The organism is Pseudomonadota bacterium (genome assembly GCA_039028155.1).
Lineage (GTDB): Bacteria > Pseudomonadota > Alphaproteobacteria > SP197 > SP197 > JANQGO01.
On sequence record JBCCIS010000016.1, the window covers coordinates 60,249 to 82,310 of the forward strand.

A 22,062-nucleotide genomic window follows, 5' to 3' on the forward strand; every position below is an offset into this window, starting at 1 on the left:
GCTCCTGGTTTAGTCGATCACGAAACATGGCGGGTGGCTAGTCGGCTCCAGCGATTTTTACGGCCCGGAAGGTATGGGCGTTTATCGACGGCGACCAGTGATCGGCGTTCCAACCGGCCTTTTCCTTCAGGTAGCGGACAAAGTCCCTAGGTTCGGTGAGGTTTTGCCAGACCGCCGGAAGGAAGATCGCGCGCTTTTGCCCGTCGTCCAGGATCAGCCCGTCGATGCCGGGCGTCAGTCGTTCGATCAGATCGTCCTCGTCGTTCACGTTCAGTGCCTGGGGTGCGCTCAACAGCGCAATCTCGATCGTGAGGTCGCCGAACTCACATTCCTCGAGCGGGCGGAACCGGGGATCGTGGAACGCCGACTTGTAGGCATTCACCGCGACATCCTGGGCGAGGGGACGGTGCGCCTCGGCCGATCCGATACAGCCACGCAGTTCCTCGGCCTTGCGCAGCGTGACAAAACTGGCGACAGCGCGCGTCAGTGCCGGCGGTGTGTCGTCCCACGGCCCATCCGGTTCTCGACCGGTGGAGAGACCGTGGCGAATGGCCTGCTCTGCCAGCCGCCTGAGCGCACGACGGTGACCAAGCGCGATGATCTCAAGTTTATGGACGGGATCGCGGACATCCGTCGCGGCCCACGAACCATAGCCGACCACCTGGTCGCGCCGGCCGCTGGTGTCGCCGGAGTTTCTGAGGTCGAGAACATCGACATTGATGAAGTGGCGGCGGCCAATTTCGAGCAGGCCCTTCAAGCCGACCCGCCCGCACGCGTGATCGTCGCCGATGGCGTCCGGCCGGCAACCGGTGATCGCGCTGGATGTCGCGGCATCGATGCGCCGGGCGGTGTGATAGTCCAGGAAGTGGGTGAGATCGGTGCTGATCACGATCAGCGTCTCCGGTCCACCCCAAAGGTGCGCCAAGGCCTCGGCGACTTCGCTTGGCGACGCGTCGCCGGTCACAACTGGTACCAGCGAGAAGTCACCGAGGATGCGCTGCAGGAAAGGCAGATGGATCTCCAGGCTGTGCTCGGGCACGTGGGCGGCATCCATTGGCCGGACGAACGGCAGGCCCGTCAGGTGTCGTACGGCATCGCGATCGATCGGCACCGTTCCCAGCGGCGTGCGATAGGCGTCGGCGCCGCTGACCGCGAGGCCACGGAAGCCGACATGGTGCGACGGTCCGAACAGCACCACGCGACTGATGCGTTCGCCGATCGCCGCGACCTGGGCATAAGCGCTGCCTGCCACGGTGCCGGAATAGCGATAACCCGCGTGCGGGGCGATCACCGCCTTCAGCCGATCCAGCCGTTCCGGTGCCAGTTTCTCGGCGCTGGCGATATAGTCGTCGACCGCCATGACCAGCGCCCCGGCGTCGCCTGGATACCAGGTCCCGGCAAGCTGAGGTTCACGGATGCCTGTCATCACCGCCGTCCGTCATGACATCGCGCAGGGCAATACCCACATAGACATAAGGTCATAGGTGGGAAGGCCGAGGCTCGGTTGCGAGCCCGGTCAAGCGTGAGGATGCCGGATACCGCCGAAAAGACACAGGGAAATGACACCTTTGGCGTGGTTCCCGGCCGCTTTTGGCATGGCCTGGACGATGGCCGGATCCAGTGCGATCTGTGCCCCCGGTTTTGCAGGCTGAGCGAGGGCCAGCGCGGCCTTTGTTTCGTCCGCCAGGCCCAGAAGGGCGGGATCGTTTTGACGACCCATGGCCGTTCCAGCGGCTATTGCATCGATCCCATCGAGAAAAAACCGCTTAACCACTTTTTGCCGGGTACGCCGGTTCTGTCTTTTGGCACGGCAGGCTGCAATCTGGCCTGCAAGTTCTGCCAGAACTGGGATATCTCGAAATCCCGGGAAGTCGACACTCTGGCCGATCAGGCGCCACCGGAGCGGATCGCCGCCGTGGCGCGAGACCTGGGCTGCCGTTCGGTCGCCTTCACCTACAACGATCCCGTCATCTTCCATGAATACGCGGTCGACGTGGCGCACGCCTGCCGCGCGGTAGGCGTCAAGACGGTGGCTGTCACGGCCGGTTACATGATGCCGGAACCCAGAGCCGAGTTTTTCGCCGTCATGGACGCGGCCAATGTCGATCTGAAGGCCTTCACCGAGCGGTTCTACAAGAAGATCTGTGCCGGCGATCTGGCGCCGGTCCTGGAGACGCTCGAGTACCTTAAACACGAAACCGACGTGTGGTTCGAGTTGACGACACTGTTGATCCCCGGCGAAAACGATTCAGCCGACGAAATTGACGCCATGACCCGCTGGGTCGTCGACAAGCTTGGGCCGGATGTGCCCATGCACTTCACCGCCTTTCATCCTGACTACCGCATGCTGGACAAGACGAACACGCCGCCCGCGACCTTGACCCGCGCGTGCCAGATCGCGATCGCAAACGGCGTGCGCTACGCTTACACCGGCAACGTGCACGATCGCGACGGCGACACGACGGTTTGCCCATCCTGTAAGACGCCGCTGATCGGCCGCGACTGGTACGAACTCACCCACTGGGGTCTGCAACAGGGCGGCCATTGCGGCAATTGCGGTACCGCCGTGGCAGGTGTCTTCGAACAGCAGCCGGGCACCTGGGGGCGCAAGCGCCAACCGGTACGCCTCAGCAACATCGGAACGACTTCGGGCAACACCCTCCAATCGCGTTGACTTCCGTGTATCATGCGAACCAGCACAAGTTGGAGGAGGGCTGGACAAATGAAACGTTACGGCAATGCGATCGTCGCCGTCGTGGTCATGTTGAGCGTTGCAGGATTATCCGTTGCCGCGCTTGCCGATGATGCGACCGAAGAAGCTGACAAAAAAGTTGCCTATGAATCCATCGAACTATGGCTGAGCGGCACGACTTTGAAGCCTGAAGACGTTATGGCGCCGAACTATGTCAATCATTTGGACTCTCAGATAGGCCATGGCGACGCGCCGCAACAGAGGGACCTTGAGGCGCTCAAAGAGGATCTCGCACAGTTTCACGCAGCCTTCACCGATGTGCATGTGACGTCAAAGGAACAGGTTGCCGAAGGCGATATGGTTGCCACGCGGGTCGTGCTCAGTGCGGTTCACAGCGGCTCGTATCTCGGCGAAGAACCGACCGGCAAGACGATCACCTTCGACTCCGTCGAATTCACGCGCGTTGAAAACGGCAAGATCGTCGAGACGTGGGTGACCTGGGACAAGTACGGACTGTTCCAGCAGATCGGGCTCGTGAAGTGACAGAGGCGTCACAATTGTAAGCCAATCCGTTGCGCCGCATACTGGACAAGACGAACACGCCGCCCGCGACGCTAACCCCCGCGCGCCAAATCGCGATCGCAAACGGCGCGCGCTATGCTTACACCGGCAACGTGCACGACCGCGACGGCGACACGACGGTTTGCCCGTCTTGCGGCACACCACTGATCGGCCGTGATTGGTACGAACTCACCCACTGGGGACTGCAGCAGTGCAGCAGGTCGGCCATTGCGGCACGGCGATCGCCGGCGTGTTCGAACAGAGCCCTGGGACCCTGGGGCCGCAAACGCCAGCCCGTGCGGCTTAGCTCCATGTCACCCTGACGGAGCCAATTGCGTGCACGACCCTCACCCTCCCAGCGCTTCGCGCCGGGCCCGCCCTCTCCCGCTGACGGGAGAGGGAGTTCTTCGCCAGCCATTTTCCTTTGCCCCCGCGTGAGTGGGGGAGAGGGTTGCGCAGGCTTGGGCGCATCAGCGCCTTAGCCGAAGCTGGGTGAGGGAGCGGAGCGCACGCGCGTCAAAAAAGCAGACTGATCCCGATTACACGCTAGGGTCAGGCCCCATTAATTTGAACCGTGGCAATGGTCGGATCGAGCCCTTAGCGACAACAGCGTAAGTCTGGATTTTAGCCAACTCTTCGACTGGCGTAAGGTGATTGGCAAGCATCGCACAGGATCACGGGTCAGAAGACTGCACCAATGCAATCCCCCCGTCGTTCGCGGGGAAAGCCACACTGTTTTGAAATCACTGAAAGTTGCAAGATGGGTAAATCGGAAGAGTTTTGGAACAAGTCAGCCGACAACTACGACAGGACTGAAGAGAGATTTGAGAAAATCCATCAAGCATCAAGGGAATACGCAAAGAAGCACCTCAAAGACAGTGACATTGTGTTGGACTACGGGTGCGGAACAGGCACGACAGCCTGTGAACTAGCCAACCATGTGTCAGAAATCGAAGGCATAGATATCTCTGGCAGAATGATTGAACTTTCAAAGGAAAAGGCGGTGGCGAACGGAGTTGAAAACGTAAGCTTCGCGCAGGCAGATATTTTTGACGAAGGATTCAGCAAAAGCTCATTTGATGTCATTTTGGCCTTCAACATGCTCCATACAGTGCCCGACCCGCAGCGCGTCATGGGGAGGGTACATGAACTTCTAAAGCCTGACGGGACGTTTGTTTCCGTTACGCCCTGCTTGCGGGATAAGATGTCATTTGTAGTCAGTGCCCAGATTCAGCTCGTTCGCCTACTGTGCAAACTTGGGATCATTCCCGTTCCGATACGAAGGCTTCAAAGCTCCGACTTGGATAGGTTGGTAGGCGGCGCAAACTTTCATGCAATGGAAACAAGGAAGATTTATTCGGGGGCGTCCAGCTACTTTATCGCCGCCAAAAAACGCCGGATGAATGACAGCTTTGTCCGCTGAGCCGACATTCGCAACTCCACCGATTCACATCTAATTCGGGATATGATTCAAGTGGGCAGGAGGACTTGCCCATGTCTGATTGTTATTGGCTGACCGAACCCCAACTTGAGCGCATCAAACCGTACTTCCCGCAACCCCACGGAAGACCCCGTGTCGATGACAGGCGTGTCGTGAGCGGAAACATCCACGTCATCCGAAACGGTCTGCGATGGCGAGACGCACCCGAAATTTATGGGTCGCACAAAACCTTGTACAACCGCTTTGTCCGTTGGTCACGAAAGGGCGTTTTTGATTGCATCTTTAGCGGCTTGGCGGGTTGCACTGAAGAATCAGATATTGTCATGACCGACGCCACTCACCTGAAAGCTCACCGGACTGCTTGCAGTTTGCAAAAAAAGGGGCTGCACCGCGCCGCATTGGTCGAACCAAGGGCGGGTTGAACTCCAAACTTCATGCACTGTGCGACAACCAAGGAAGGCCCTTGGCGCTGTGCTTGAGTGAAGGCCAACTTTCCGATCATGTTGGAGCAAAACTGATCTATCCAGCGATGCCGAATGCAAAAATCCTGATCGGCGATAAAGGCCATGACAGCGACGAGTTCCGAGATGCGCTGAATGCCCGCAAGATCAAAGCTTGCATCCCGCCACGATCAAACCGGACGACACCAAGGAGTTACTCCAATAGCTTGTACAAGCAACGTCACAAGGCGGAAAACATGTTTCCAATGCTCAAGGATTGGCGGCGCATCGCAACCAGATACGACCGCTGTGCTCATACCTTCATGTCGGCAATCTGTATCGCCGCAGTTGTTACATTTTGGATCTATCAATGAGTCCTGACCCTAGCTCGCCAAGAACTGCGCCTTGGTGTTGGTGTGGGGGAACGGTTCGTCGGGTACCGGCAGGTCGAGTGCCGTGCAGATGGGTTCCCAACCGTCGCCGGCCTGCCATTGCAACAGGCGCTCAGGCGGGATCGCCGCCTCTACGGCGGCGTTGTGCGCCAGCATGGCGGCGATCAGCTTGTCCTTGTCGTGTGGATCGTCGCAGAAGCGATTGCGGGCGAGGGCGTGCCACATGTCCAACAAGGCTGGCGAGTCGCCGCCGGCGTCGTCGGCAAAGATCGTTTCACTGGCACTTTTGTACCAACTCTCCGGCTCGCGTACGGAGAGCAGGACCAGGGCATCGGGGTAAGCCGTCGTAAGCTCGCGCCAGAACGCCGCGCCCGGCCAATCGACGATGGCGACATACCGGCTCAGAAACGCGTGCCAGTCCGGCATGGTGCCGTGGGCGGCGGCCTTCCAGACCGGTATCTCGTCCTGGTTCGCGCTGACTTCGAACATATGGTGGCAGGTGCCGCCGAGCAGCCTTTCCAGCGCCTGCTTCAGCGACGCCGTACCCGTCCGGCCGACGCCCGCGCCGACAACCCTCAATGTCATGGAGAACTCCCTGAACTCTCTAAAAGGCCGAGATGAAGAAACGAGGCGCCCCGCGGATGGGTGTCAATCCTGCGTGGTGATGCCGGCGATGATCGTGTCGAACACCGCGTCGGCGCGTTCGTTCACCTCGTCATCGGTCAAGGGCTGGATCGGGTGACGGACATAGACCGCGCCGGCATCGAAGCCGTGCAGGTCGCGCCAGGCGACGACGCCTGACTCGAACTCTTCGGAAAACACCGCGATCGCGGGGATGCCGCGTCGATCAAGCTCCAACATGTCCTGCAGACTGCACGACGTGCAAGAGCCTCAATCGGCCAGCGCCTCGATCACGACATCGCAGCGATCAACGATCGCGGCGATGACCGCGTCCGGCGCTTTCTTCGCGACGGTCGGTTTGGCGAAACGCTCGACCGTGATGCCTTGATCGCCAAGGCGGCTTTGCAGACGGTCGAGAAACACGTCACCGCGCGGCTTGCTGATATCGAGCAAGCCGACCGTTAACCCGTCGAGCGATGGTGGTGGCGTCTTGCGCGACCGCATGGCGCCCGCCCGCTCCGATGTCGGGTCCAGAAGGACAGTGGTTTCGGTCATGGTATCACCTCTCTGGTAACAGGCTGGCTGCCGGTCGGGCCGCTGCCCCAGCCCTGGATGATAGTCGAGAACAGGCCCGCCGCGCCACCGGCCCTCACGACGACCAAGTCGCCGGGCGCGAATTTCGCCGTCAGACCACTTGGATCGCCGGAACCGTCATGGGCGGCGACGACATCGTTCGCGATCATGTCTTCGCTACGATTGGTCGCGTCGTGCAGGCTGGTTTCGATCCGGTCGCGATCCCAGCCGCTTTCGCTGAAGACACGCCAATACTCTGGCGACAGGACGAGCATGGCGCCGATGCCGCCGCCGGCCAGGCGCGGATCGAAGAAGCTGTTCAGGTTGCGCGCCAAGCTCCGTGTGAGACCAGTGGCGTCGCGCGCCTTCTCGTCGTTGTTGATGCTGGTGCCGCAAAAGCCGAACACGGTGACGGCGGACTTGCCGGCTTCGATGCCGCGTGAGGCGGCGAGCGGCTGCCAAGCGGGATCGCTCTCGTCCTCGGCAAAGGCAAGGCCGTGTTTGCCGGGATGGCCGAGCGTCGAGCGGTCGACGCCGCCGGGCACCGCGCCGCCGACATTGATCGCCGTCAAAAGCAGCGCCCGTCCGATCGTCGCGTTCGCACGGTTGCCGTGGCCCAAGACATTGATGCCGGTGTTCATACCGATGCGTTTGGCAATCGGCCCGTTGACCACGACCGCGACGCCCGCGCCCATGGTGGTGGAGAGTAGGCCGCTCCACGCGAAGTCGGGATCGAGTGCGGCGTCGAGGGCGGCGAGCACGACCGGGAAGTATTCCGGGCGGCAACCGGCCATCACCGCATTGATCGCGGCTTTTTCGACCGTGCAGTCCTCGAAACCGGGCGGGATCTTGCCGACCAGGTCGCCCGGCTGCCGCGACGTTCCCTCCAGCATGCGCAACACCCGGGCTGGCGTCGGCGGTACCACCGGCAGACCGTCCGTCCAACCCCGGTCGAACATCTGCTCGATCGGATCCTCGGGGAAATCGATCGGCACCTCGCGCGCCTGAAGGCCGGTTTCGCCGAAGCGCGTCACGAGTTCCTCGGCCATGCCGGGCGCGACGGAAAGCGAGCCGCAGCCCGGCCGTTCATCCGGCAGTTCGGCGCCCAGATCGTTGATGCCGGTCAGGTTTTGCCATTCCCCGCGGTGCCAGCCGATGGCGCGCGCGGTTTCCCGACCGGCCTCTCGGCGCACCAGTGTGGGAACGATATCGATATCCAGATGGAATGAGGCTTCGAGGTCGCGGTCGTCAATGACGTCGAGTGCCTCGGGAAAGCCGGGGTCGTCCTGACTGTAGAGGCCGGACAGCATGCCGCGCTCCGCCAAGGCACCGGCGAGCGGAACGATTAGCTGGCAGGTCGGGCAGTCACGCTTGACCACCAGAACCAAACCGTCAGAGGGCAGGGCCATTGTGTCTCCCTGAATAAGCGTTGCGCGGCGAGCGTGAACAGTGCAGGGGGTTTCGCGCGGGATCAAGCCTGACAGTCAAAGACACGATGGCCGCTTGGCAATCCCGCTCGTCAGTCAAACTCCCGCGCGATTAGAGCCGAGAGCGGTTTGACCTGATTGCCGTCCGCATCGAAGTTCATCGGGTCCAACCAAGTCGTGTGCGCTGCGGCAAGGCGCGGCCACTCGTGATCGACGATCGCGTACCAAGCGGTATCACGGTTGCGTCCTTTGTAGTGGGTTGCCTGCCGGAACACGCCTTCGAAGCTGAATCCAAGACGCTCGGCGGCACGGCGTGACGCTGCGTTCAGGGCATCGCACTTCCACTCGCAACGGCGATAACCCAGCGCAAACACATGGTCGATCATCAGATGCAGCGCCTCTGTCGCCATGGTGGTCCGCTGCAATTGCAGTGACATCTGAATGCTGCCCACCTCGATCGAACCATCGTCGGGCGCGATTCGCAGATAGGAGCCCCAACCAACCGCACGGCCCGACGATGCCGCGACAAAGGCGAAGTAGACGGTATCGTCCGCGCCGCACTCTCGTTTCAGCCAGGTATCGAACGCTTGGGGTGTATCGAAGGGTCCGTAGACCATGTAGGTCCACCCTGTTCCCGCCTTGTCGCTCGCGGTTGTATCCCACAAGTCGTCCGCATGGGCGCTATGGTCGAGCGGTTCCAGGCGCACGAACCTGCCTTCCAATGTCCGGCGCGCGGGGTAGGGCGGCGGCGACCAAGCGGATGGCATCGGGTCGCCGATCGGCTGGCCTCGCTTGTTAGTTGCGCGCATACGTCACCTTGTACATGCCGTGTCATCACTCCTGGGCCGCGCTGGCTCTATGGCTGTTGGTCCAATCCAGACACGACCGCAGCAAGCGCAGATAGAGGTTGGGCGGATAGTAGTCGTGATCGGAGTCGGGGTAACTCACCAGATGCGCCTCGGCGCCGGCCCGTCTTAACGCCCGATAATACTCCTCCAACTGCGTGTGGGGGACGTTGTCGTCCAGCAACCCGCCTTGGATCAAGATGGGCGTTTCGACGTTCTTGACGTGGAAGATCGGCGAGCGGTCCAGGAAGACCTGCAGGTTGTCGATGAAACTGCCGCCCAGATACCAGCTCGTCTGGAAGTAACCGTTGGTGCCTTCCAGACTGATGTAGTCGGTCTCGCCGGCAACCGCGCACGCGGCCTTAAACATGTCGGTCTGCGTGACGATCCAGCTCGTCATGGTGCCGCCATTGCTTTGACCGATGACGAAGAGCTGATCGGGGTCGACAAGGCCCATGTCGAGCACATGGTCGACGCCGGAGATGATGTCCTGATAGTCCAGGATGCCGAAGTTACCGACCAGCCCCTCGCGGAACGTCTTGCCGTAACCAAGCGTGCCTCGGTAGTTCACCCGCAGGACGAAATAGTCCTCGGCCGCATAGGCGGCGGTCGCAAAGAACTTCATCAGCGGCAGGTATTCGTTGAAGTCGACGCCGTTCGGCCCGCCGTGGATCTGTACGGCCAGCGGATACTGACGATCCGCGTTGTAGTTCGTGGGATAGGTGAGGATCGCCTCGACTTGCGTGTTGTCCAGGGACTGCCAGTGGATCAGTTCCGTCTTCCCGATGGGAATGTCCAGGAACGCGTCATTCACGCTGCTGATCTTCGTCGGCGCGTAATTCTGGATGTTACTGATGTAGACGGCGGGCGGCGTGTTATACGTCTGGCCGATGAAGGCGAACTTTTCGTTGTCGTCTCTGACATCGACGAACGATGAGACGAGGTAGGTGTTCAGACCGGGCGCGTCGATGTTCTCCGGTGAACCGAACACCTTCTCATACGGACTGCCGTCGATTGGCATGCGGTAGAAGGAATAGGTCACGCGATCGTTCTCTACGTAATAGAGGCCCTTGGAGTCCGGCGCCCACTGCCAGATGAACGGCAGTTGGTTCTTGGAGCTGGGCAGGGTGACGGTCTCGCCGCCGCCGGCGGGGATCAGCTTGATGTCCCACAGGAACGACCACTTGAACGCGCCGGGCGCATTGATGAACGCGATCCACTTGCCGTCCGGCGAGTACTTCGGAAAGTAGGCCCAGTTGTCGTTGCCGATATCGACCTTTTTCACCTGCTGGGTCGCGATATCGGTGATAGCGAGTTGGGCGTGCGTCCAGGAGTCCAGACCCGGTGCTTGCTGGTAGACGAAGACGATCTTCTTGCTGTCCGGTGACCAGCCATAGGACCAGTTGCCGGCCCAGATACTCACGGTGAAGTCCTGGTCCGGCGTGAGGTCGATGACGTCACCGCTGGCGCGGCCGTCATCAAGCTTCTGTAGCCACAGGTGGTTCTTGTTGAAGACATCCGGATTGTTCACAGGCGGGTCGACATAGCTGGGGTTCGCCATGACGAAGGCGATCGCCGTGCCGTCGGGTGCCCAGCGGAAACTTGAAATGCCCAGCTTCGCGTCGGTGAGCTGTCTGGGGTCGCTGCCGTCGGCGTTGATCAGCCAGACATTGTTGGTGCCCGACTGCGACGAAAGGTAGGCGACGGTCTTACCGTCCGGCGACCACTGCGCGCCTGAGATGTGTGGCGAGGCTTCGTGCAGCGTGCGCACGTTGGTGCCTTCCAGATCCGAGATGACGAATGCCGTCAGGTAGGCGTCGTTCTCAAGATCGACCGTGTTGATGCCATAGAGCAGCGCGTCGCCATCAGGGGAGAACGAGAGGTCGGAGAGCCTCTTGACGTCGAGGCTGCGTTCCGGCGTCCACACATCGTTCGCCAACGTGGTGTCCGGCGGCGTCGTGACAAACACCAGCAAGCAGAAGGACAAGACTGTGGCCGCACGTTTCCAATTGCGTTTCATCGTTCTGCAAGCGCCTCAATGGTGGATCAGCTCTGGCGGGAAGTTTTGATGTGGTATTCCCCAGGGGGTTGATGTTGCCGTGATGGCGCTGGTCGTGCAACTGTCGCGCGCGGCGTGACGCCTATCGGCCTCAAGTGCCGCCCTGCCAACCTAAGGAGTTTCCATGACCGTTAAACGTATCGAACCCAAGGACTGGTACAGCGCAGCCTCGATCCACGGCGACACCGTCTATCTGTCAGGCCAGGTCGCTGCCGACACCAGCCAGGATGTCGAGGGCCAGTCGCGCCAGGTCTTCGCCGAGATCGACCGCGTGCTCGCCGCATGCGGCAGTCACAAGTCCAAGGTCTTGATGGTCAATGTCTACCTGCAGGACATGGCGACCTTTCAACAGATGAACAAAGTCTGGCTGGAGTGGATCGACCCCGACAGTAAACCCTGCCGCGCGACGGTTCAGGCTGGGCTGGCGCTCGATTTTGGTATCGAGGTTACGCTGACAGCGGCCATCTAGCGTAGATCCACGTGACCATGGGGAACCGGTTGACGGTTCCTCATCGTCACGATTCGCTCTAAGCAAGAACCGAAACCGCAAAGGTGTTATAGGCTTCCGGGATCACAACCAAAACATCTCGGGAGCCAAGCCTATGTCCATCATCCGTCACGAACCCGGCGAGTTCTTCTGCGGCGCCATCGTTCACGGCGAGACCGTTTACGTTTCCGGCAAGACGGCGACCGATACCAGCCAGGGCGTCAGGGGCCAGACCCGTCAGATACTGGCCGAGATCGACCGCTCACTGGCCCTGTGCGGCAGCGACAAGTCGAAGCTTCTAATGGTCAACATCTGGCTCACCGATATCCGCAAGTGGTCGAAGATGAACGAGGTGTGGGACGAGTGGGTCGACCCGCACAACAAGCCGTGTCGCGCGACGGTCGAGGCAGCACTTGCCGCCCCCGATCTGAAAGTCGAAATCGCCTGTGTTGCCGCGCGCTGACGTCAGCGAGTGACGAACAACGCTGCATCCTCGCCCCCCGGACAATCGGTGCGAGGATGCAGCATGACAGTCGTCACACGCCTAGAGCGGATCGCGATTAATCAGAGCCACTCTGCGGCTACGATCAATCGCGTGAATCCGCTCTCGATCAAATAGTTAGAGCAGAGCGCACTCTATCTGGATCGCAAGCGACTCAGATAGAGTGCGCTCTGCTCTAGAAGCCGGCGCGGATCTCGTCGAAGATGGCAATGTGTTCCTGTTTTAGGTCGACCGGCACGAACTGATAGGTGTGCGACCCGGCCAGTGATTCTTCCGGTGTCGACAAACCGTTTCGCTCCAGCACTTCGTCATCGACCATGTCGTACGACAACCTGTTGGCCGCGCCGAGTGCGAATACCTCGATCATGTAGGCGCCGGCTTCGGGCGACATGCTGGCATTGATGAAGTCGTAGACCAACGCTTCGTCGGTGCCCTCCTTGTTGGCGCGCGACAATCCGCAGACATAACTGATCAAGCCTTCCTGCGGTTGCGCCCACTTGAACGGTATGCCGGACTCGATCAGCGGTGGAATGGCCGCCGACCAGGCATAACTCAAGACGACCTCGCCTGAGACGAACGCCTCCAGTGCGGATGTCTGCTCGCCCCAATAAAACCGCACGAGATCGCGTTGTTTGCGCATCAACGCTTCGACTTCCTCCAACCTCTCACCCGAAGGACGATAGGGATCCTCCAGATCGCCGGCGGCGAGGGAAGCGACCGGCACGACCGCATCGGTGCTGTCCCAAATCGCGATCCGGCCGGCGTAGGTATCGTCAAAGAAGAGCTTCCACGATTCCGTTTCGGGCGTGATATCCGTCAGGTCCGTGCGGTAAACGAACGAGGTAAAGCCGTAATAGGTCGGCACGTAGTAGCGCTCGCCCTTGTCGAATGCCGCCTCAGGGCTGCGGATCGATTCGAAGGTGTCGTCGAGATACTCCAGCCGGCTCTCGTCGATCGGCTGCAAACCGACGCGCATCCAGTTGGGCATGACATCGATGCACGGACAGACGACATCGGCCTCATAACCGGCCCGCAGTTTCTCGATCGCTTCGTACTCGTCACCATAGAACGTGACGACCGGCTCGCCGTGTTTGCTGGCAAACACCGGATAGAGGTTGGGGTCCTCGAACCCGCCCCAGGTGAAGTAAGTGAGGTCCTCGCCGCTTGCCGCCTTTGCCTGTCGGTTGATGACCGGCGCCGTCACACCGACGACGCCGGCGGCCGCTGCCAATTGTTTGACTTCACGTCGGCTGAGCCTGCCTTGGGACAGCCGATCAATCATCTTGATACGATTCATGATGTCCTCCCGATCCACGGGCGACCCACGGGGATGGCCCGTGGAGGACAGCATGAGCCGCTGTCATCTGCTTGTCATCTTAATTGGCAAATTTTAGCGCGTCGCCGTGCTGCCACCGTCGACCGAGAGCATGGCGCCGGTCGTGAACTTCGAGGCGGGGTTGGCGAGGTAGAGGATCGCGTCGGCGATTTCTTCCGGCAACCCGATGCGTTTCATGGGCGCGTAGTTCTTGAGCTCTTCGAGTGACGGGTCGTCTGCCGTGATGTCCGCGCCATCTGTCACCATGTCGGTCATGACGCCGCCGGGGCAGACCGCGTTGACGCGCACGGCCGGCGCCTCGTCGAACGCCATGGCGCGCGTCAGGTTGGCGACCGCACCCTTGCTGGCGCAGTAAAGCGCCATGTTGGCGTTGCCGACCAGGCCGGATTCCGACGCCGTGTTAACGATCGATCCGTTGCTCGCACGCAAGGTGGGCAGGGCGGCCTTGCTGCAGAAGAAGACGCCCTTGACGTTGATATCCATCAGCCAGTCATAGGCGTCCTCGCCGACCTCGTCGACGGGCCCTTCTGCGAAGACGCCGGCGTTGTTGACCAGGATGTCGAGGCCGCCAAGCGATGCAATGGCGTCGCCGACCAGCTGTTCGCACGCCGCGGCCGTGGCGACGTCACCGGGTGCCGCGACCAGCCGTTCGCTGCCCAGTTTGTCGATTGTCGCCGCGACCGCCTCGGGCTTGCGTCCGTTGACGGCCACGACGGCGCCAGCATCGCGAAACGCTCGCGCGGTCGCCTTGCCGATGCCGCGAGTCGAGCCGGTCACCAATACCCTCAAGCCATCGAAGTTCGACATCGCCTACTCCTCCCAAAAGACATGAGCCCGCATGCTAACAGGGCGGAGGAGGTGGCTGCTATCGCTCAGTCGGTCTGGCCGAGCTCCGCGCGATACTCATGAACTTCCTTCACGTACCAGCGTGCGTTCTCGACGATCCACGCGCTCTCCTCGTCGGTGAGGTCACGCAGCTTCTTGGCGGGCACGCCGGCCCACAGTTCGCCGGCCTTGACGGTCTTACCGGGAGAGACGAGCGCGCCGGCTGCGACCTGGGCGCCGGTTTCAACAGTGGCGCCGTCCAGAATGATGGCGCCGCTGCCGACCAGGCAGCAGTCCTGAAGATGACAGGCGTGCAGGTGGACGGCGTGACCGATGGTGACATCATCACCGATGATCGTCGGATACTCCGTCGAAACATGGATGATGGTGTTGTCCTGCACATTGCTGCGCGCGCCGATGGTGATCGGCCCGTCATCGCCGCGGACGGTCGCGTTGAACCAGACGCTGGCCTCTTCCGCCAGGGTGACGTCGCCGATTACCGCCGCGCCGGGCACCACCAGGGAACGCGGATGCAGGGTCGGCCACGTGCCGTGATAGGGCATGATGACCGGTTCGGGGTACGCCATGGTGTGTTGACTGTCAGGTGCGGAGTGGCGTCAGCGGACGACGACGACGGTGCACGGCGCCAAGCTCGACACCTTGTGCGAAACACTGCCCAACAGCATGCTGTCGATATCGCCCAGGCCACGGCTGCCCATGATGATACAATCTGCCTTGACCTCCTTGGCGAAGTCGACAACCGAGCGGGCGACATTGCCTTCGCGCAGCTCAAACTTCGGATCCGACTTGCCGCCCTGGCGCGCGCGCGTTCGCGCATTCTCCAGAATGTTCTTGGCCAACTCGTCGGTTACGAACGACGAACCCGCCTGGCGGTACTCACTTTGCGCGAACTTGTCGATGTCGCCGGTGTACTTGGCGCGCCGGCTAACATTGACCAGATAGATCTGGGAATCGTACTTCCCCGCGAGATCGACCGCGGCGTCGACCGCCTGCAGTGCGTGCTCTGAGCCGTCGACCGGCACAACAATTCTCTCGAACATGAAACCACCCCTTTGCGTCCTAGGCCATCTAATCACGGAAATCCGCAATACATCAAACGGCGAGGGCGCGATGACCTGTTCTGTCAGGTTGGCTTCGCGATTGGGATAGGTTGGCGGCGTTTACTCCGCGGCAGCCTTTTGTCCCTGCAGTCCAAAGAAGGAATCGTCCTCATAGGCTTCCGGCAGTTCGATCACCGTATCCGTTAGACGGGCAAAGCGGGTGGCCTCGCCGCGCACGATCTGACCGTATTGGGCACTAGGCATGGCGGGCGGCGTCAGAGCAAACGCATCGGCGGCCGTGTAGTCGCAGATCAGCAGGGCGCGGGGCCGGTCGGTCGTGTTGGGGCCGCCGCCATGGACCATCCAGGTGTGCTGCAGGACAACATCGCCGGCCTTGCCGGTCAGCGGCACGGCGGACTGTTCAAAGCCTGCGTGATGTTCTTCGCCGATGGTTCCCGTGTAGCGGCCATCGTTGAACAGGCTGAGCGGCGTCTTGTGCGATCCCGGCACGACCATCAGCGGGCCCATGTCCTCGGTCACGTCGTCGAGCAGCAGCAACGCGACGACGACATCGTCGTTGGTGTGCGGATCGAAGGCATGATCCTGGTGCCAGCCGACATAGGTCGGTGAGCCCGGCAGCTTCACGTTGATCTTGCAGTGATGGAACTTGACGTTGGGTCCGATCAGGTCGGTGATGGCGTCAGGGATCGCGCTGTCGAACAGGATACCCTTGATGACATCCGAGATCTCGGTGGGGTTGGAGATACGGCGCAGCAGGGGACACTCAGCACTGTGGCCTTCGGCGACGTCGAAGCGCGCCTTGCCGTCCATGCACGTGCCCCAGTTTGCTGTCTGTGACCGGCTCTCCTCGACCCAGTCGGCAAGCTGGCGCTGGGCTGCTTCCAGCGAGGCGCCGGTCACCGCCTGGCGCACCACGACATAACCGTCACGTTGGAATTGGCTGACGTGGTCGTCACTTAGAATAGCCATGCCCCGCTCCCTCGCGGATAGTGCATCAGTCGCTCGGTGCGATCGTACATCCGCAAGGAGAAGCGGGGCAATCGGGTAATAGGGTCAAAGCGGTCTTGTAAGAAGCCGCCTCAGACTAGTCCGATTGGGCTCTAGTTGCTGGCCTTGTAGGTCGATATGGCGTCTTCCAGCTCGTCATAGGCCTCGCAGCCCAGCCAGCAGATGTCGTCAAGTTTGGCCAGCTGTTCTTCGGCTTTTGCCAGATCGCCGGCGGCCAGATAGGCCTCGCCCAGATACTCCAGGGCGTTCTTGTGTTCGGGGTCCAGTGCCAGGGCCTTATCGTAGTTGGCGAACGCGTTATCCAGATCGCCCGACTGACGATAGCTGTAGGCCAGCATGTTGAAGGCGTCAGCGTTGTTGGGATCCTCCTGGGTCGCGATCGTGAACTCCTGGATCGCCATCGGCCAATCCTCATCGTTGACCGCATCCATGCCGGACTTGAGCGCCGAACCCGCCGGCGTATCGTCATAGGAGTTGGTGTCGTCGCTGGAACTGCCACCGGCGGCAAACGCCGAGCCCGCGGCAAACAGGAAGATCGCAAGCACCCCGGCAACAACATCAAACGGTTTGGTCATCGCGTCGTTCTCCAGCTAGATAGGTCAGGTCCATCCGCGCCCCAGCATTGGGGATCCGTGGCTTGGCGCGAGGAAACGGCACGACTGTGGCCGGACCCGGGCGCGCCGCTTCCCGGGCCCTATCCTACTACGCGGAACTTGTGACGAGGGATGCAGTCTTGGTGGAATCTGACGCGAATGTGAAGCAGCGTTTTCTGCCGGTGGTTGCCCACGACGACTATGTCGCGCCGCTACCCGCCGGACACCGCTTCCCGATGGCCAAGTTCGCATTGCTGCTGGAGAGGGTCACGGCGTTGGGGCTGACCAGCCCGGAGTCCCTGCTGAAGCCCGGCCTGGTGTCGCGTCGTGTCCTGGGCCTGGTCCACCAGGCCGACTATGTCGAGGCGGTGTTGAGCCAGACCCTGGACGAGCGGGCGGTCCGGCGAATCGGCGTTCCCGTGACGCCCGCCATGGCGCAACGCTCGCGCCGCGCCGTCGCCGGCACCATCTTGACCGCGCGCGCGGCGCTGAAGGCCGGGGTCGCCTGCAACACAGCCGGCGGCAGCCACCACGCCTTTCCCGGATACGGCGCCGGTTTCTGCGTCTTCAACGATGTCGCCGTCGCCGCGCGGATGATGCAGCGCGAGGGACTGGTGCGCCAGGTGCTCGTCATTGATCTGGATGTCCATCAAGGTGACGGTACAGCCGCTGCATTCGACGGCGACGACAGCGTCTTTACATTTTCCGTCCACTGCGGTGTCAACTTCCCGGTGCGCAAACAGACAAGCGATCGGGATATCGCGTTGGAACCGGGAACCGGCGATGACGCCTATCTGGCCGTGCTGCACGACGCGCTCGGGCCGCTGATGGAACAGGTGCGTCCGGATCTGGTGATTTATGTCGCCGGCGTCGATGCCCACACCGATGATCGGCTTGGCAAGCTGGCGCTGACGGACGACGGGCTCGAGGCGCGCGAAAGACTTGTGCTCACCATGTGCGCGCGTCATCGGGCGCCGGTCGCCTGTGTCATCGGTGGTGGCTATGACGACAATGTTGACGTGATCGCCCGTCGCCACGCTCTCGTCTTTGAGCAGGCCGCTGCGCTGTTGGCCGACGGCGAATTTGGCTGGGCGGCACCGCCGGCCTAAGGCAGGATCGGCCATGGCCGATCAACATAAGCTGGGCGCGGGACAGGCCGACCGCCTTATCGCCATCGCCGCTCTCGTCACCGCGCCGCTGTTGTGGTCGTCGTCGACGATCCTGGTGCGTGCGCTGCACGAGACGTTGCCGGTGATCGGGTTCTCGTTCTGGCGCTGGCTCTTTGCCAGTCTGCTGCTGTTGCCGTTTGCCTGGCCCCATCTGCGGCGCGAATGGCCAGCTGTGCGCGCCAATATCGTCACCTTGGCCCTGGCTGGTTTTTTCGGCATTACGCTTTTTGCCGTCGTCTTGTTCAATGGCCTCAAACACACGACGGCGGTCAACACCGGTGTCATCAGCGCCAGCGAACCGCTGTGGATCGCGTTGGTCGCCTGGATCCTGTTGCGCGAACGATTGCGTCGCCTGCAGTGGGCGGGAATCGCGATCGGCGCCGTCGGTATGATCGTTATCGCCAGCCAAGGCAGCGTGACGGGTCTCGCCCGGCTTCAATTGAACCAGGGCGATCTCCTGGTCATGGCCGCGGTCATCATCTGGGCGCTCTATTCGGTGTTGATTCACAAGCTCGCCGGATTGCTGCGCCCGGTCACCATCCTGATGGTCACGGCGTCGCTGGGTACGGTCTTTCATCTGCCGTTCTACGGCTGGGAACTGGCGTCGGGCGAGGTCCTCACCTTCAATCTTGAGACCGTATTGGCGATCGGCTACGGCACGCTATTCAGCTCGCTGATCGCTTTCGGCGCCTGGACGCTCGGCGTAGGACGCGCTGGCGCCAACACCGCCGGCATTTTTCTCTATCTGATCCCGCCCTACACCATTGGCATGGCGGCGCTGATCCTGGGCGAGCCCTTGGAGCTCTACCACGTCGCCGGCGGCGTGATCATCGTCGCCGGCATTGTCGTTGCGACGCGACGGCGCCGTGTCGATCGCCCGCGCCCCGCCGATTGACCGCGGCATTGGGAGAGAAACCCTCTTGTCAGAACGTCGAGACTTCTTATCATGCATCGCGATGGTTCCGCCGGATCGGACGAAATGGCGGATTAAAAGGGAACCCGGTGCGCCGTACCCATCAGGGAGCAAATCCGGGGCTGTACCCGCAACTGTGTGCGGTAGGGGCGTGCTCATTCAACGCCACTGGGGGTGACCCTGGGAAGGCGAGCACATCTGTCCCGGTAACCGTGAGCCAGAAGACCTGCCAGGCAATCTGAAACCCTTTACTGGGGCGGGTGTCCCCATGGAAGATGTCAATGCCTCCGCAAGCCATTCCGGCCGAAAGCCATCGTGAATTCAATCTCACGTCCGCCAGCACGCTCGACCACCTGATTGTGGTAGGTGTCGCCTGCGCGGGCCTATGGACGATCATCATCGCAACCTTCGGCGTTTGAGTAAGCCTTAGGCGCATGGCGCAGTCTGTGCTGCTTTCGGCCGCCGGGCTGACGCTCGGCTACCGGGACGTGACGGTCGTCGACGACGTCGCGTTCGAGCTTGCGCGCGGCGATGTGCTGGCCGTCGTCGGTCATAACGGGTCCGGTAAATCGACCCTGATCAAGACGTTGTTGGGCGCCTTGCCGCCACTGGCCGGTGACCTCGACTGGCATGCCGGGCGGCCTGAGACAATCGCCTATCTGGGCCAGCGGACCGAGTTCGACAGCCGCTTTCCCATCAGGGTTCGTGACCTCGCCGCCATGGGCGCCTGGTCCGGCCTGGGATTTCTCGGCCGCATAGACGACACCTGCCGCGCGCGTATCGGCACAGCGCTGGAGCGCACGGGCACCGCCCACATCGCCGACATGCCGCTCCACAAGCTTTCGGCGGGACAGCTGCAGCGCGCGCTGTTCGCCCGCACCATGGTCCAGGACGCGCCACTGATCCTGTTGGATGAACCATTCACCGCCGTCGATCAGACAACCGAAGCGGCGCTCTTGACCCTGATCGACGATTGGGCCGCTGAGGGACGCGCCGTTATCCTGGTGCTCCACGACCTCTCGGCGGTGCTGCAGCATTGTAACGCCGCGCTGCTGCTCGGCGACGGTCGCGCGCTTTTTGGCAGTCCGCGCGAAACACTGACGCCGAACAACCTGGTCGGTTACGGGTACCTCTCGAAGAGCCAGGCCGACTGGATCGAAGGCATGTACGCGCAAGAGGCCGGCCGTGTTTGAGTGGCTCGACTATGCCTTCATGATCCGCGCGTTGGCGGCGACCACGGTCTTGAGTTTTTCGGTCGCGCCCGTCGGCGCGTTCCTGGTCCTCAGGCGTCTTTCGCTCGCAGGCGAGGCCATGGCGCACGCCATCGTGCCGGGCATTGTCATCGCCTTCGTTATCGCCGGGTTGTCGGTTGCGTCGATGATCATCGGCGGCCTGACCGCCGGCATCGCGGTCGCGGCGCTGACCAGCCTTCTGGCGCGCATGACGATCATTCGCGAAGACGCGAGCCTAGCCTCGCTCTACCTGATCGCGCTCGCGCTCGGCATCTTCATCCTTTCGGCGGCGGGCTCGGCGGTGCCGCTGAAGAGTTTTCTGTTCGGCTCGATCCTGGGCATCGACGACGGGACACTGATCCTGATCGGTGCCACAGCGACCATCACCCTGGTCAGCTTCGCCCTTTTCCTCCGCCCGTTGATTACCAACACCATCGATCCGGTGTTTCACGAAAGCCAGTCCAAACATTCCGGCTGGGTGACCCAGTGGTTCATGTTCCTGGTTGTGCTCAATCTGTTGGGCGCGTTCAAGGCGCTCGGCACGTTGATGGCGGTCGGCCTGATGATCCTGCCGGCGACGGCGGCGCGCTACTGGGTCTCGACGGTTACCGGCTACCTGATCGTCACTTTCGTGTTCGCGCTGCTCAGCTGCTGGGTCGGCCTGATCGTCTCGTTCTACTTGCCCGACGTGCCGTCGGGCCCGGCCATCGTTCTGGTGGCGGCCGTCTTTTTCGTCATCAGCCTGGTTTTCGCGCCGCACGGTTTCCATGCCGGCCTGCGCCTCAACCCGTTCCGCCGCCGGACTCTGCCGGCGGAGTTACCGAACCTCAAAAAGGGAGAAAAAGCCTATGAAGAAACTCTTTAGTGTCCTGCTGGTGGCGGGCCTGGCGTTCGTCGCCACGCCCGCGGCAGCGCATGACGAGGAGAAGCTCAACGTCGTTGCCAGCTTCTCCATCCTTGGCGACATGGTGAGCCAGGTGACCGGCGATCTAGCCGAGGTCACGACCATCGTCGGCCCGGATGCGGATGCGCACATCTATACGCCCAGCGCGGGCGACGCCAAGGCCGTCGCCAATGCCGACGTGATCTTCGTCAATGGTCTGGGTTTCGAGACCTGGTCAGACACCCTGATCGAAACGTCAGGCACCGAAGCTGAGGTGTTCGTCGCGACCGAGGGTGTGACGCCCTTGATGGTCGAAGGCGAAACCGATCCACACGCGTGGAACGCGCTCACCAACGGCATGATCTATGTCGACAACATCGCGAGCGCGATGGCGGATGTCGACCCCGACCACGCGGCGATCTACCAGGCCAATGCCGAGGCCTACAAGGAGCGGCTGGCCGATCTGCACGAGCATGCCCTCGATGCCTTCGGCAAACTGCCCGACGATCACCGTACGGTCGTTACCGCGCACGACGCCTTCGGCTATCTGGCGGATGCCTATGACCTGACCTTCCTTGCCCCGGTCGGCATCGACACCGAGGCCGAACCCTCGGCCCAAGAGCTCGCCGCGCTGATCGACCACCTCAACGAGCAGGGCGCCGGCGCGCTGTTTGTCGAGAACATCACCAGCCCGGCGCTGGTCGAGCAGATCGAGCGTGAAACCGGGCTCGAGATCGGCGGGCGGATCTACTCCGACGCGCTGTCGGAACGCGGCGGTCCGGCGACCAGTTACGAAGCGATGTTCCAGCACAATCTGGATGTGCTCATCCAGGCGCTCAGCGTTCAATCGTAATCCGACGATCCGGCACTTCTGCAAGAACCCCCGGGATGAGGTTTCCGGGGGTTCTTCTTTGGTCGATTGCATGAACTTGCATATGACGTCGGTTATCTACGCCAATTGAGGCAAATGATACTCTGGAG

The 22,062-nt window shown here is 61.7% G+C and carries 24 protein-coding genes and 1 riboswitch; of the genes, 12 read left to right on the plus strand and 12 right to left on the minus strand.

Features of this window, described 5'->3' with window-relative positions; translation table 11 throughout:
• Positions 1 to 37: 37 nt before the first annotated feature.
• On the minus strand, positions 38 to 1,426 hold the full coding sequence (amrB, locus tag AAF563_10860; protein ID MEM7121768.1) for an AmmeMemoRadiSam system protein B: 1,389 nt from the start codon (positions 1,424 to 1,426) through the stop codon (positions 38 to 40).
• Between the two features lie 102 nt (positions 1,427 to 1,528).
• Between amrB and amrS the strand changes: the two genes are divergently transcribed.
• The 5 genes from amrS to AAF563_10885 all read left to right on the plus strand — a co-directional run bounded on the left by amrS (position 1,529) and on the right by AAF563_10885 (position 5,508).
• On the plus strand, positions 1,529 to 2,674 hold the full coding sequence (amrS, locus tag AAF563_10865) for an AmmeMemoRadiSam system radical SAM enzyme (protein ID MEM7121769.1): 1,146 nt from the start codon (positions 1,529 to 1,531) through the stop codon (positions 2,672 to 2,674).
• Between the two features lie 48 nt (positions 2,675 to 2,722).
• The gene (locus tag AAF563_10870; GenBank protein MEM7121770.1) at positions 2,723 to 3,235 is read left to right on the plus strand and encodes an ester cyclase; all 513 of its coding nucleotides are present in this window, start codon (positions 2,723 to 2,725) and stop codon (positions 3,233 to 3,235) included.
• Between the two features lie 29 nt (positions 3,236 to 3,264).
• The gene (locus AAF563_10875) at positions 3,265 to 3,576 is read left to right on the plus strand and encodes a hypothetical protein (protein ID MEM7121771.1); all 312 of its coding nucleotides are present in this window, start codon (positions 3,265 to 3,267) and stop codon (positions 3,574 to 3,576) included.
• Between the two features lie 437 nt (positions 3,577 to 4,013).
• Positions 4,014 to 4,676: a class I SAM-dependent methyltransferase gene (locus AAF563_10880; protein MEM7121772.1), complete on the plus strand. Its 663-nt coding sequence runs from the start codon at positions 4,014 to 4,016 to the stop codon at positions 4,674 to 4,676.
• Between the two features lie 71 nt (positions 4,677 to 4,747).
• Positions 4,748 to 5,508, plus strand: a protein-coding gene (locus AAF563_10885) for an IS5 family transposase (protein ID MEM7121773.1) whose coding sequence is annotated in 2 segments (ribosomal slippage) — positions 4,748 to 5,081 and positions 5,081 to 5,508 — 762 coding nt in all. Because the reading frame shifts where the segments join, the coding sequence is not laid out codon by codon here.
• Between the two features lie 9 nt (positions 5,509 to 5,517).
• Here AAF563_10885 and AAF563_10890 read toward each other — a convergent pair.
• From AAF563_10890 to AAF563_10910, 5 genes are all read right to left on the minus strand, one after another.
• A complete protein-coding gene (locus tag AAF563_10890) occupies positions 5,518 to 6,111 on the minus strand; it encodes a sulfotransferase family protein (GenBank protein MEM7121774.1) in 594 nt (197 codons plus the stop codon).
• Between the two features lie 63 nt (positions 6,112 to 6,174).
• Positions 6,175 to 6,702 carry a UGSC family (seleno)protein gene (locus tag AAF563_10895; GenBank protein ID MEM7121775.1) on the minus strand — a complete coding sequence of 176 codons (528 nt, stop codon included), beginning with the start codon at positions 6,700 to 6,702 and terminating at the stop codon, positions 6,175 to 6,177.
• Positions 6,699 to 8,129: a thioredoxin gene (locus AAF563_10900; GenBank protein MEM7121776.1), complete on the minus strand. Its 1,431-nt coding sequence runs from the start codon at positions 8,127 to 8,129 to the stop codon at positions 6,699 to 6,701. The genes AAF563_10895 and AAF563_10900 overlap by 4 nt, the downstream gene beginning before the upstream one ends.
• 110 nt (positions 8,130 to 8,239) lie before the next feature.
• Complete coding sequence (locus AAF563_10905; GenBank protein MEM7121777.1) at positions 8,240 to 8,914, minus strand: GNAT family protein; 675 nt, start codon at positions 8,912 to 8,914, stop codon at positions 8,240 to 8,242.
• 67 nt (positions 8,915 to 8,981) lie between these two features.
• Positions 8,982 to 11,012, minus strand: coding sequence for a S9 family peptidase (locus AAF563_10910; GenBank protein MEM7121778.1), 2,031 nt, complete (start codon positions 11,010 to 11,012; stop codon positions 8,982 to 8,984).
• Between the two features lie 163 nt (positions 11,013 to 11,175).
• On the opposite strand from AAF563_10910, the gene AAF563_10915 reads away from it, so the two are divergent.
• On the plus strand, positions 11,176 to 11,520 hold the full coding sequence (locus AAF563_10915) for a RidA family protein (protein ID MEM7121779.1): 345 nt from the start codon (positions 11,176 to 11,178) through the stop codon (positions 11,518 to 11,520).
• Positions 11,521 to 11,653: 133 nt separating this feature from the next.
• Complete coding sequence (locus AAF563_10920) at positions 11,654 to 12,001, plus strand: RidA family protein (GenBank protein ID MEM7121780.1); 348 nt, start codon at positions 11,654 to 11,656, stop codon at positions 11,999 to 12,001.
• A 214-nt stretch (positions 12,002 to 12,215) separates the two neighbouring features.
• Here the strand turns inward: AAF563_10920 and AAF563_10925 are convergent, their stop codons facing one another.
• The 6 genes from AAF563_10925 to AAF563_10950 all read right to left on the minus strand — a co-directional run bounded on the left by AAF563_10925 (position 12,216) and on the right by AAF563_10950 (position 16,866).
• Positions 12,216 to 13,337, minus strand: coding sequence for an extracellular solute-binding protein (locus tag AAF563_10925; GenBank protein MEM7121781.1), 1,122 nt, complete (start codon positions 13,335 to 13,337; stop codon positions 12,216 to 12,218).
• Between the two features lie 93 nt (positions 13,338 to 13,430).
• Complete coding sequence (locus AAF563_10930; protein ID MEM7121782.1) at positions 13,431 to 14,183, minus strand: SDR family oxidoreductase; 753 nt, start codon at positions 14,181 to 14,183, stop codon at positions 13,431 to 13,433.
• Between the two features lie 65 nt (positions 14,184 to 14,248).
• On the minus strand, positions 14,249 to 14,788 hold the full coding sequence (locus AAF563_10935; GenBank protein MEM7121783.1) for a gamma carbonic anhydrase family protein: 540 nt from the start codon (positions 14,786 to 14,788) through the stop codon (positions 14,249 to 14,251).
• Positions 14,789 to 14,818: 30 nt separating this feature from the next.
• On the minus strand, positions 14,819 to 15,262 hold the full coding sequence (locus tag AAF563_10940; GenBank protein ID MEM7121784.1) for a universal stress protein: 444 nt from the start codon (positions 15,260 to 15,262) through the stop codon (positions 14,819 to 14,821).
• Positions 15,263 to 15,382: 120 nt separating this feature from the next.
• Positions 15,383 to 16,252, minus strand: coding sequence for a phytanoyl-CoA dioxygenase family protein (locus AAF563_10945; GenBank protein ID MEM7121785.1), 870 nt, complete (start codon positions 16,250 to 16,252; stop codon positions 15,383 to 15,385).
• 131 nt (positions 16,253 to 16,383) lie between these two features.
• Positions 16,384 to 16,866, minus strand: a complete 483-nt coding sequence (locus AAF563_10950; GenBank protein ID MEM7121786.1) for a tetratricopeptide repeat protein — start codon at positions 16,864 to 16,866, stop codon at positions 16,384 to 16,386.
• Positions 16,867 to 17,027: 161 nt separating this feature from the next.
• Here AAF563_10950 and AAF563_10955 point away from each other — a divergent pair, with 161 nt between their 5' ends.
• The 5 genes from AAF563_10955 (at position 17,028) to AAF563_10975 (ending at position 21,934) form a co-directional block, all read left to right on the plus strand.
• On the plus strand, positions 17,028 to 17,993 hold the full coding sequence (locus tag AAF563_10955; GenBank protein ID MEM7121787.1) for a histone deacetylase: 966 nt from the start codon (positions 17,028 to 17,030) through the stop codon (positions 17,991 to 17,993).
• Between the two features lie 13 nt (positions 17,994 to 18,006).
• Positions 18,007 to 18,948, plus strand: a complete 942-nt coding sequence (locus tag AAF563_10960) for a DMT family transporter (protein MEM7121788.1) — start codon at positions 18,007 to 18,009, stop codon at positions 18,946 to 18,948.
• Between the two features lie 45 nt (positions 18,949 to 18,993).
• Positions 18,994 to 19,215, plus strand: a riboswitch (cobalamin riboswitch).
• 185 nt (positions 19,216 to 19,400) lie between these two features.
• On the plus strand, positions 19,401 to 20,159 hold the full coding sequence (locus AAF563_10965) for a metal ABC transporter ATP-binding protein (protein MEM7121789.1): 759 nt from the start codon (positions 19,401 to 19,403) through the stop codon (positions 20,157 to 20,159).
• Positions 20,152 to 21,063: a metal ABC transporter permease gene (locus tag AAF563_10970; protein ID MEM7121790.1), complete on the plus strand. Its 912-nt coding sequence runs from the start codon at positions 20,152 to 20,154 to the stop codon at positions 21,061 to 21,063. Before AAF563_10965 ends, AAF563_10970 begins: the two co-directional genes overlap by 8 nt.
• A complete protein-coding gene (locus AAF563_10975) occupies positions 21,047 to 21,934 on the plus strand; it encodes a zinc ABC transporter substrate-binding protein (protein ID MEM7121791.1) in 888 nt (295 codons plus the stop codon). Before AAF563_10970 ends, AAF563_10975 begins: the two co-directional genes overlap by 17 nt.
• Positions 21,935 to 22,062 lie beyond the last annotated feature (128 nt).

What these genes read in the sequence shown, in the direction of transcription:
- amrB (MEM7121768.1), bottom strand. Translation starts at nt 1,426, where the DNA reads ATGACAGGCATCCGTGAACCTCAGCTTGCCGGGACCTGGTATCCAGGC.
- amrS (MEM7121769.1), top strand. Translation starts at nt 1,529, where the DNA reads ATGCCGGATACCGCCGAAAAGACACAGGGAAATGACACCTTTGGCGTG.
- AAF563_10870 (MEM7121770.1), top strand. Translation starts at nt 2,723, where the DNA reads ATGAAACGTTACGGCAATGCGATCGTCGCCGTCGTGGTCATGTTGAGC.
- AAF563_10880 (MEM7121772.1), top strand. Translation starts at nt 4,014, where the DNA reads ATGGGTAAATCGGAAGAGTTTTGGAACAAGTCAGCCGACAACTACGAC.
- AAF563_10890 (MEM7121774.1), bottom strand. Translation starts at nt 6,111, where the DNA reads ATGACATTGAGGGTTGTCGGCGCGGGCGTCGGCCGGACGGGTACGGCG.
- AAF563_10900 (MEM7121776.1), bottom strand. Translation starts at nt 8,129, where the DNA reads ATGGCCCTGCCCTCTGACGGTTTGGTTCTGGTGGTCAAGCGTGACTGC.
- AAF563_10905 (MEM7121777.1), bottom strand. Translation starts at nt 8,914, where the DNA reads ATGCCATCCGCTTGGTCGCCGCCGCCCTACCCCGCGCGCCGGACATTG.
- AAF563_10910 (MEM7121778.1), bottom strand. Translation starts at nt 11,012, where the DNA reads ATGAAACGCAATTGGAAACGTGCGGCCACAGTCTTGTCCTTCTGCTTG.
- AAF563_10915 (MEM7121779.1), top strand. Translation starts at nt 11,176, where the DNA reads ATGACCGTTAAACGTATCGAACCCAAGGACTGGTACAGCGCAGCCTCG.
- AAF563_10920 (MEM7121780.1), top strand. Translation starts at nt 11,654, where the DNA reads ATGTCCATCATCCGTCACGAACCCGGCGAGTTCTTCTGCGGCGCCATC.
- AAF563_10925 (MEM7121781.1), bottom strand. Translation starts at nt 13,337, where the DNA reads ATGAATCGTATCAAGATGATTGATCGGCTGTCCCAAGGCAGGCTCAGC.
- AAF563_10930 (MEM7121782.1), bottom strand. Translation starts at nt 14,183, where the DNA reads ATGTCGAACTTCGATGGCTTGAGGGTATTGGTGACCGGCTCGACTCGC.
- AAF563_10935 (MEM7121783.1), bottom strand. Translation starts at nt 14,788, where the DNA reads ATGGCGTACCCCGAACCGGTCATCATGCCCTATCACGGCACGTGGCCG.
- AAF563_10940 (MEM7121784.1), bottom strand. Translation starts at nt 15,262, where the DNA reads ATGTTCGAGAGAATTGTTGTGCCGGTCGACGGCTCAGAGCACGCACTG.
- AAF563_10945 (MEM7121785.1), bottom strand. Translation starts at nt 16,252, where the DNA reads ATGGCTATTCTAAGTGACGACCACGTCAGCCAATTCCAACGTGACGGT.
- AAF563_10950 (MEM7121786.1), bottom strand. Translation starts at nt 16,866, where the DNA reads ATGACCAAACCGTTTGATGTTGTTGCCGGGGTGCTTGCGATCTTCCTG.
- AAF563_10960 (MEM7121788.1), top strand. Translation starts at nt 18,007, where the DNA reads ATGGCCGATCAACATAAGCTGGGCGCGGGACAGGCCGACCGCCTTATC.
- AAF563_10965 (MEM7121789.1), top strand. Translation starts at nt 19,401, where the DNA reads ATGGCGCAGTCTGTGCTGCTTTCGGCCGCCGGGCTGACGCTCGGCTAC.
- AAF563_10975 (MEM7121791.1), top strand. Translation starts at nt 21,047, where the DNA reads ATGAAGAAACTCTTTAGTGTCCTGCTGGTGGCGGGCCTGGCGTTCGTC.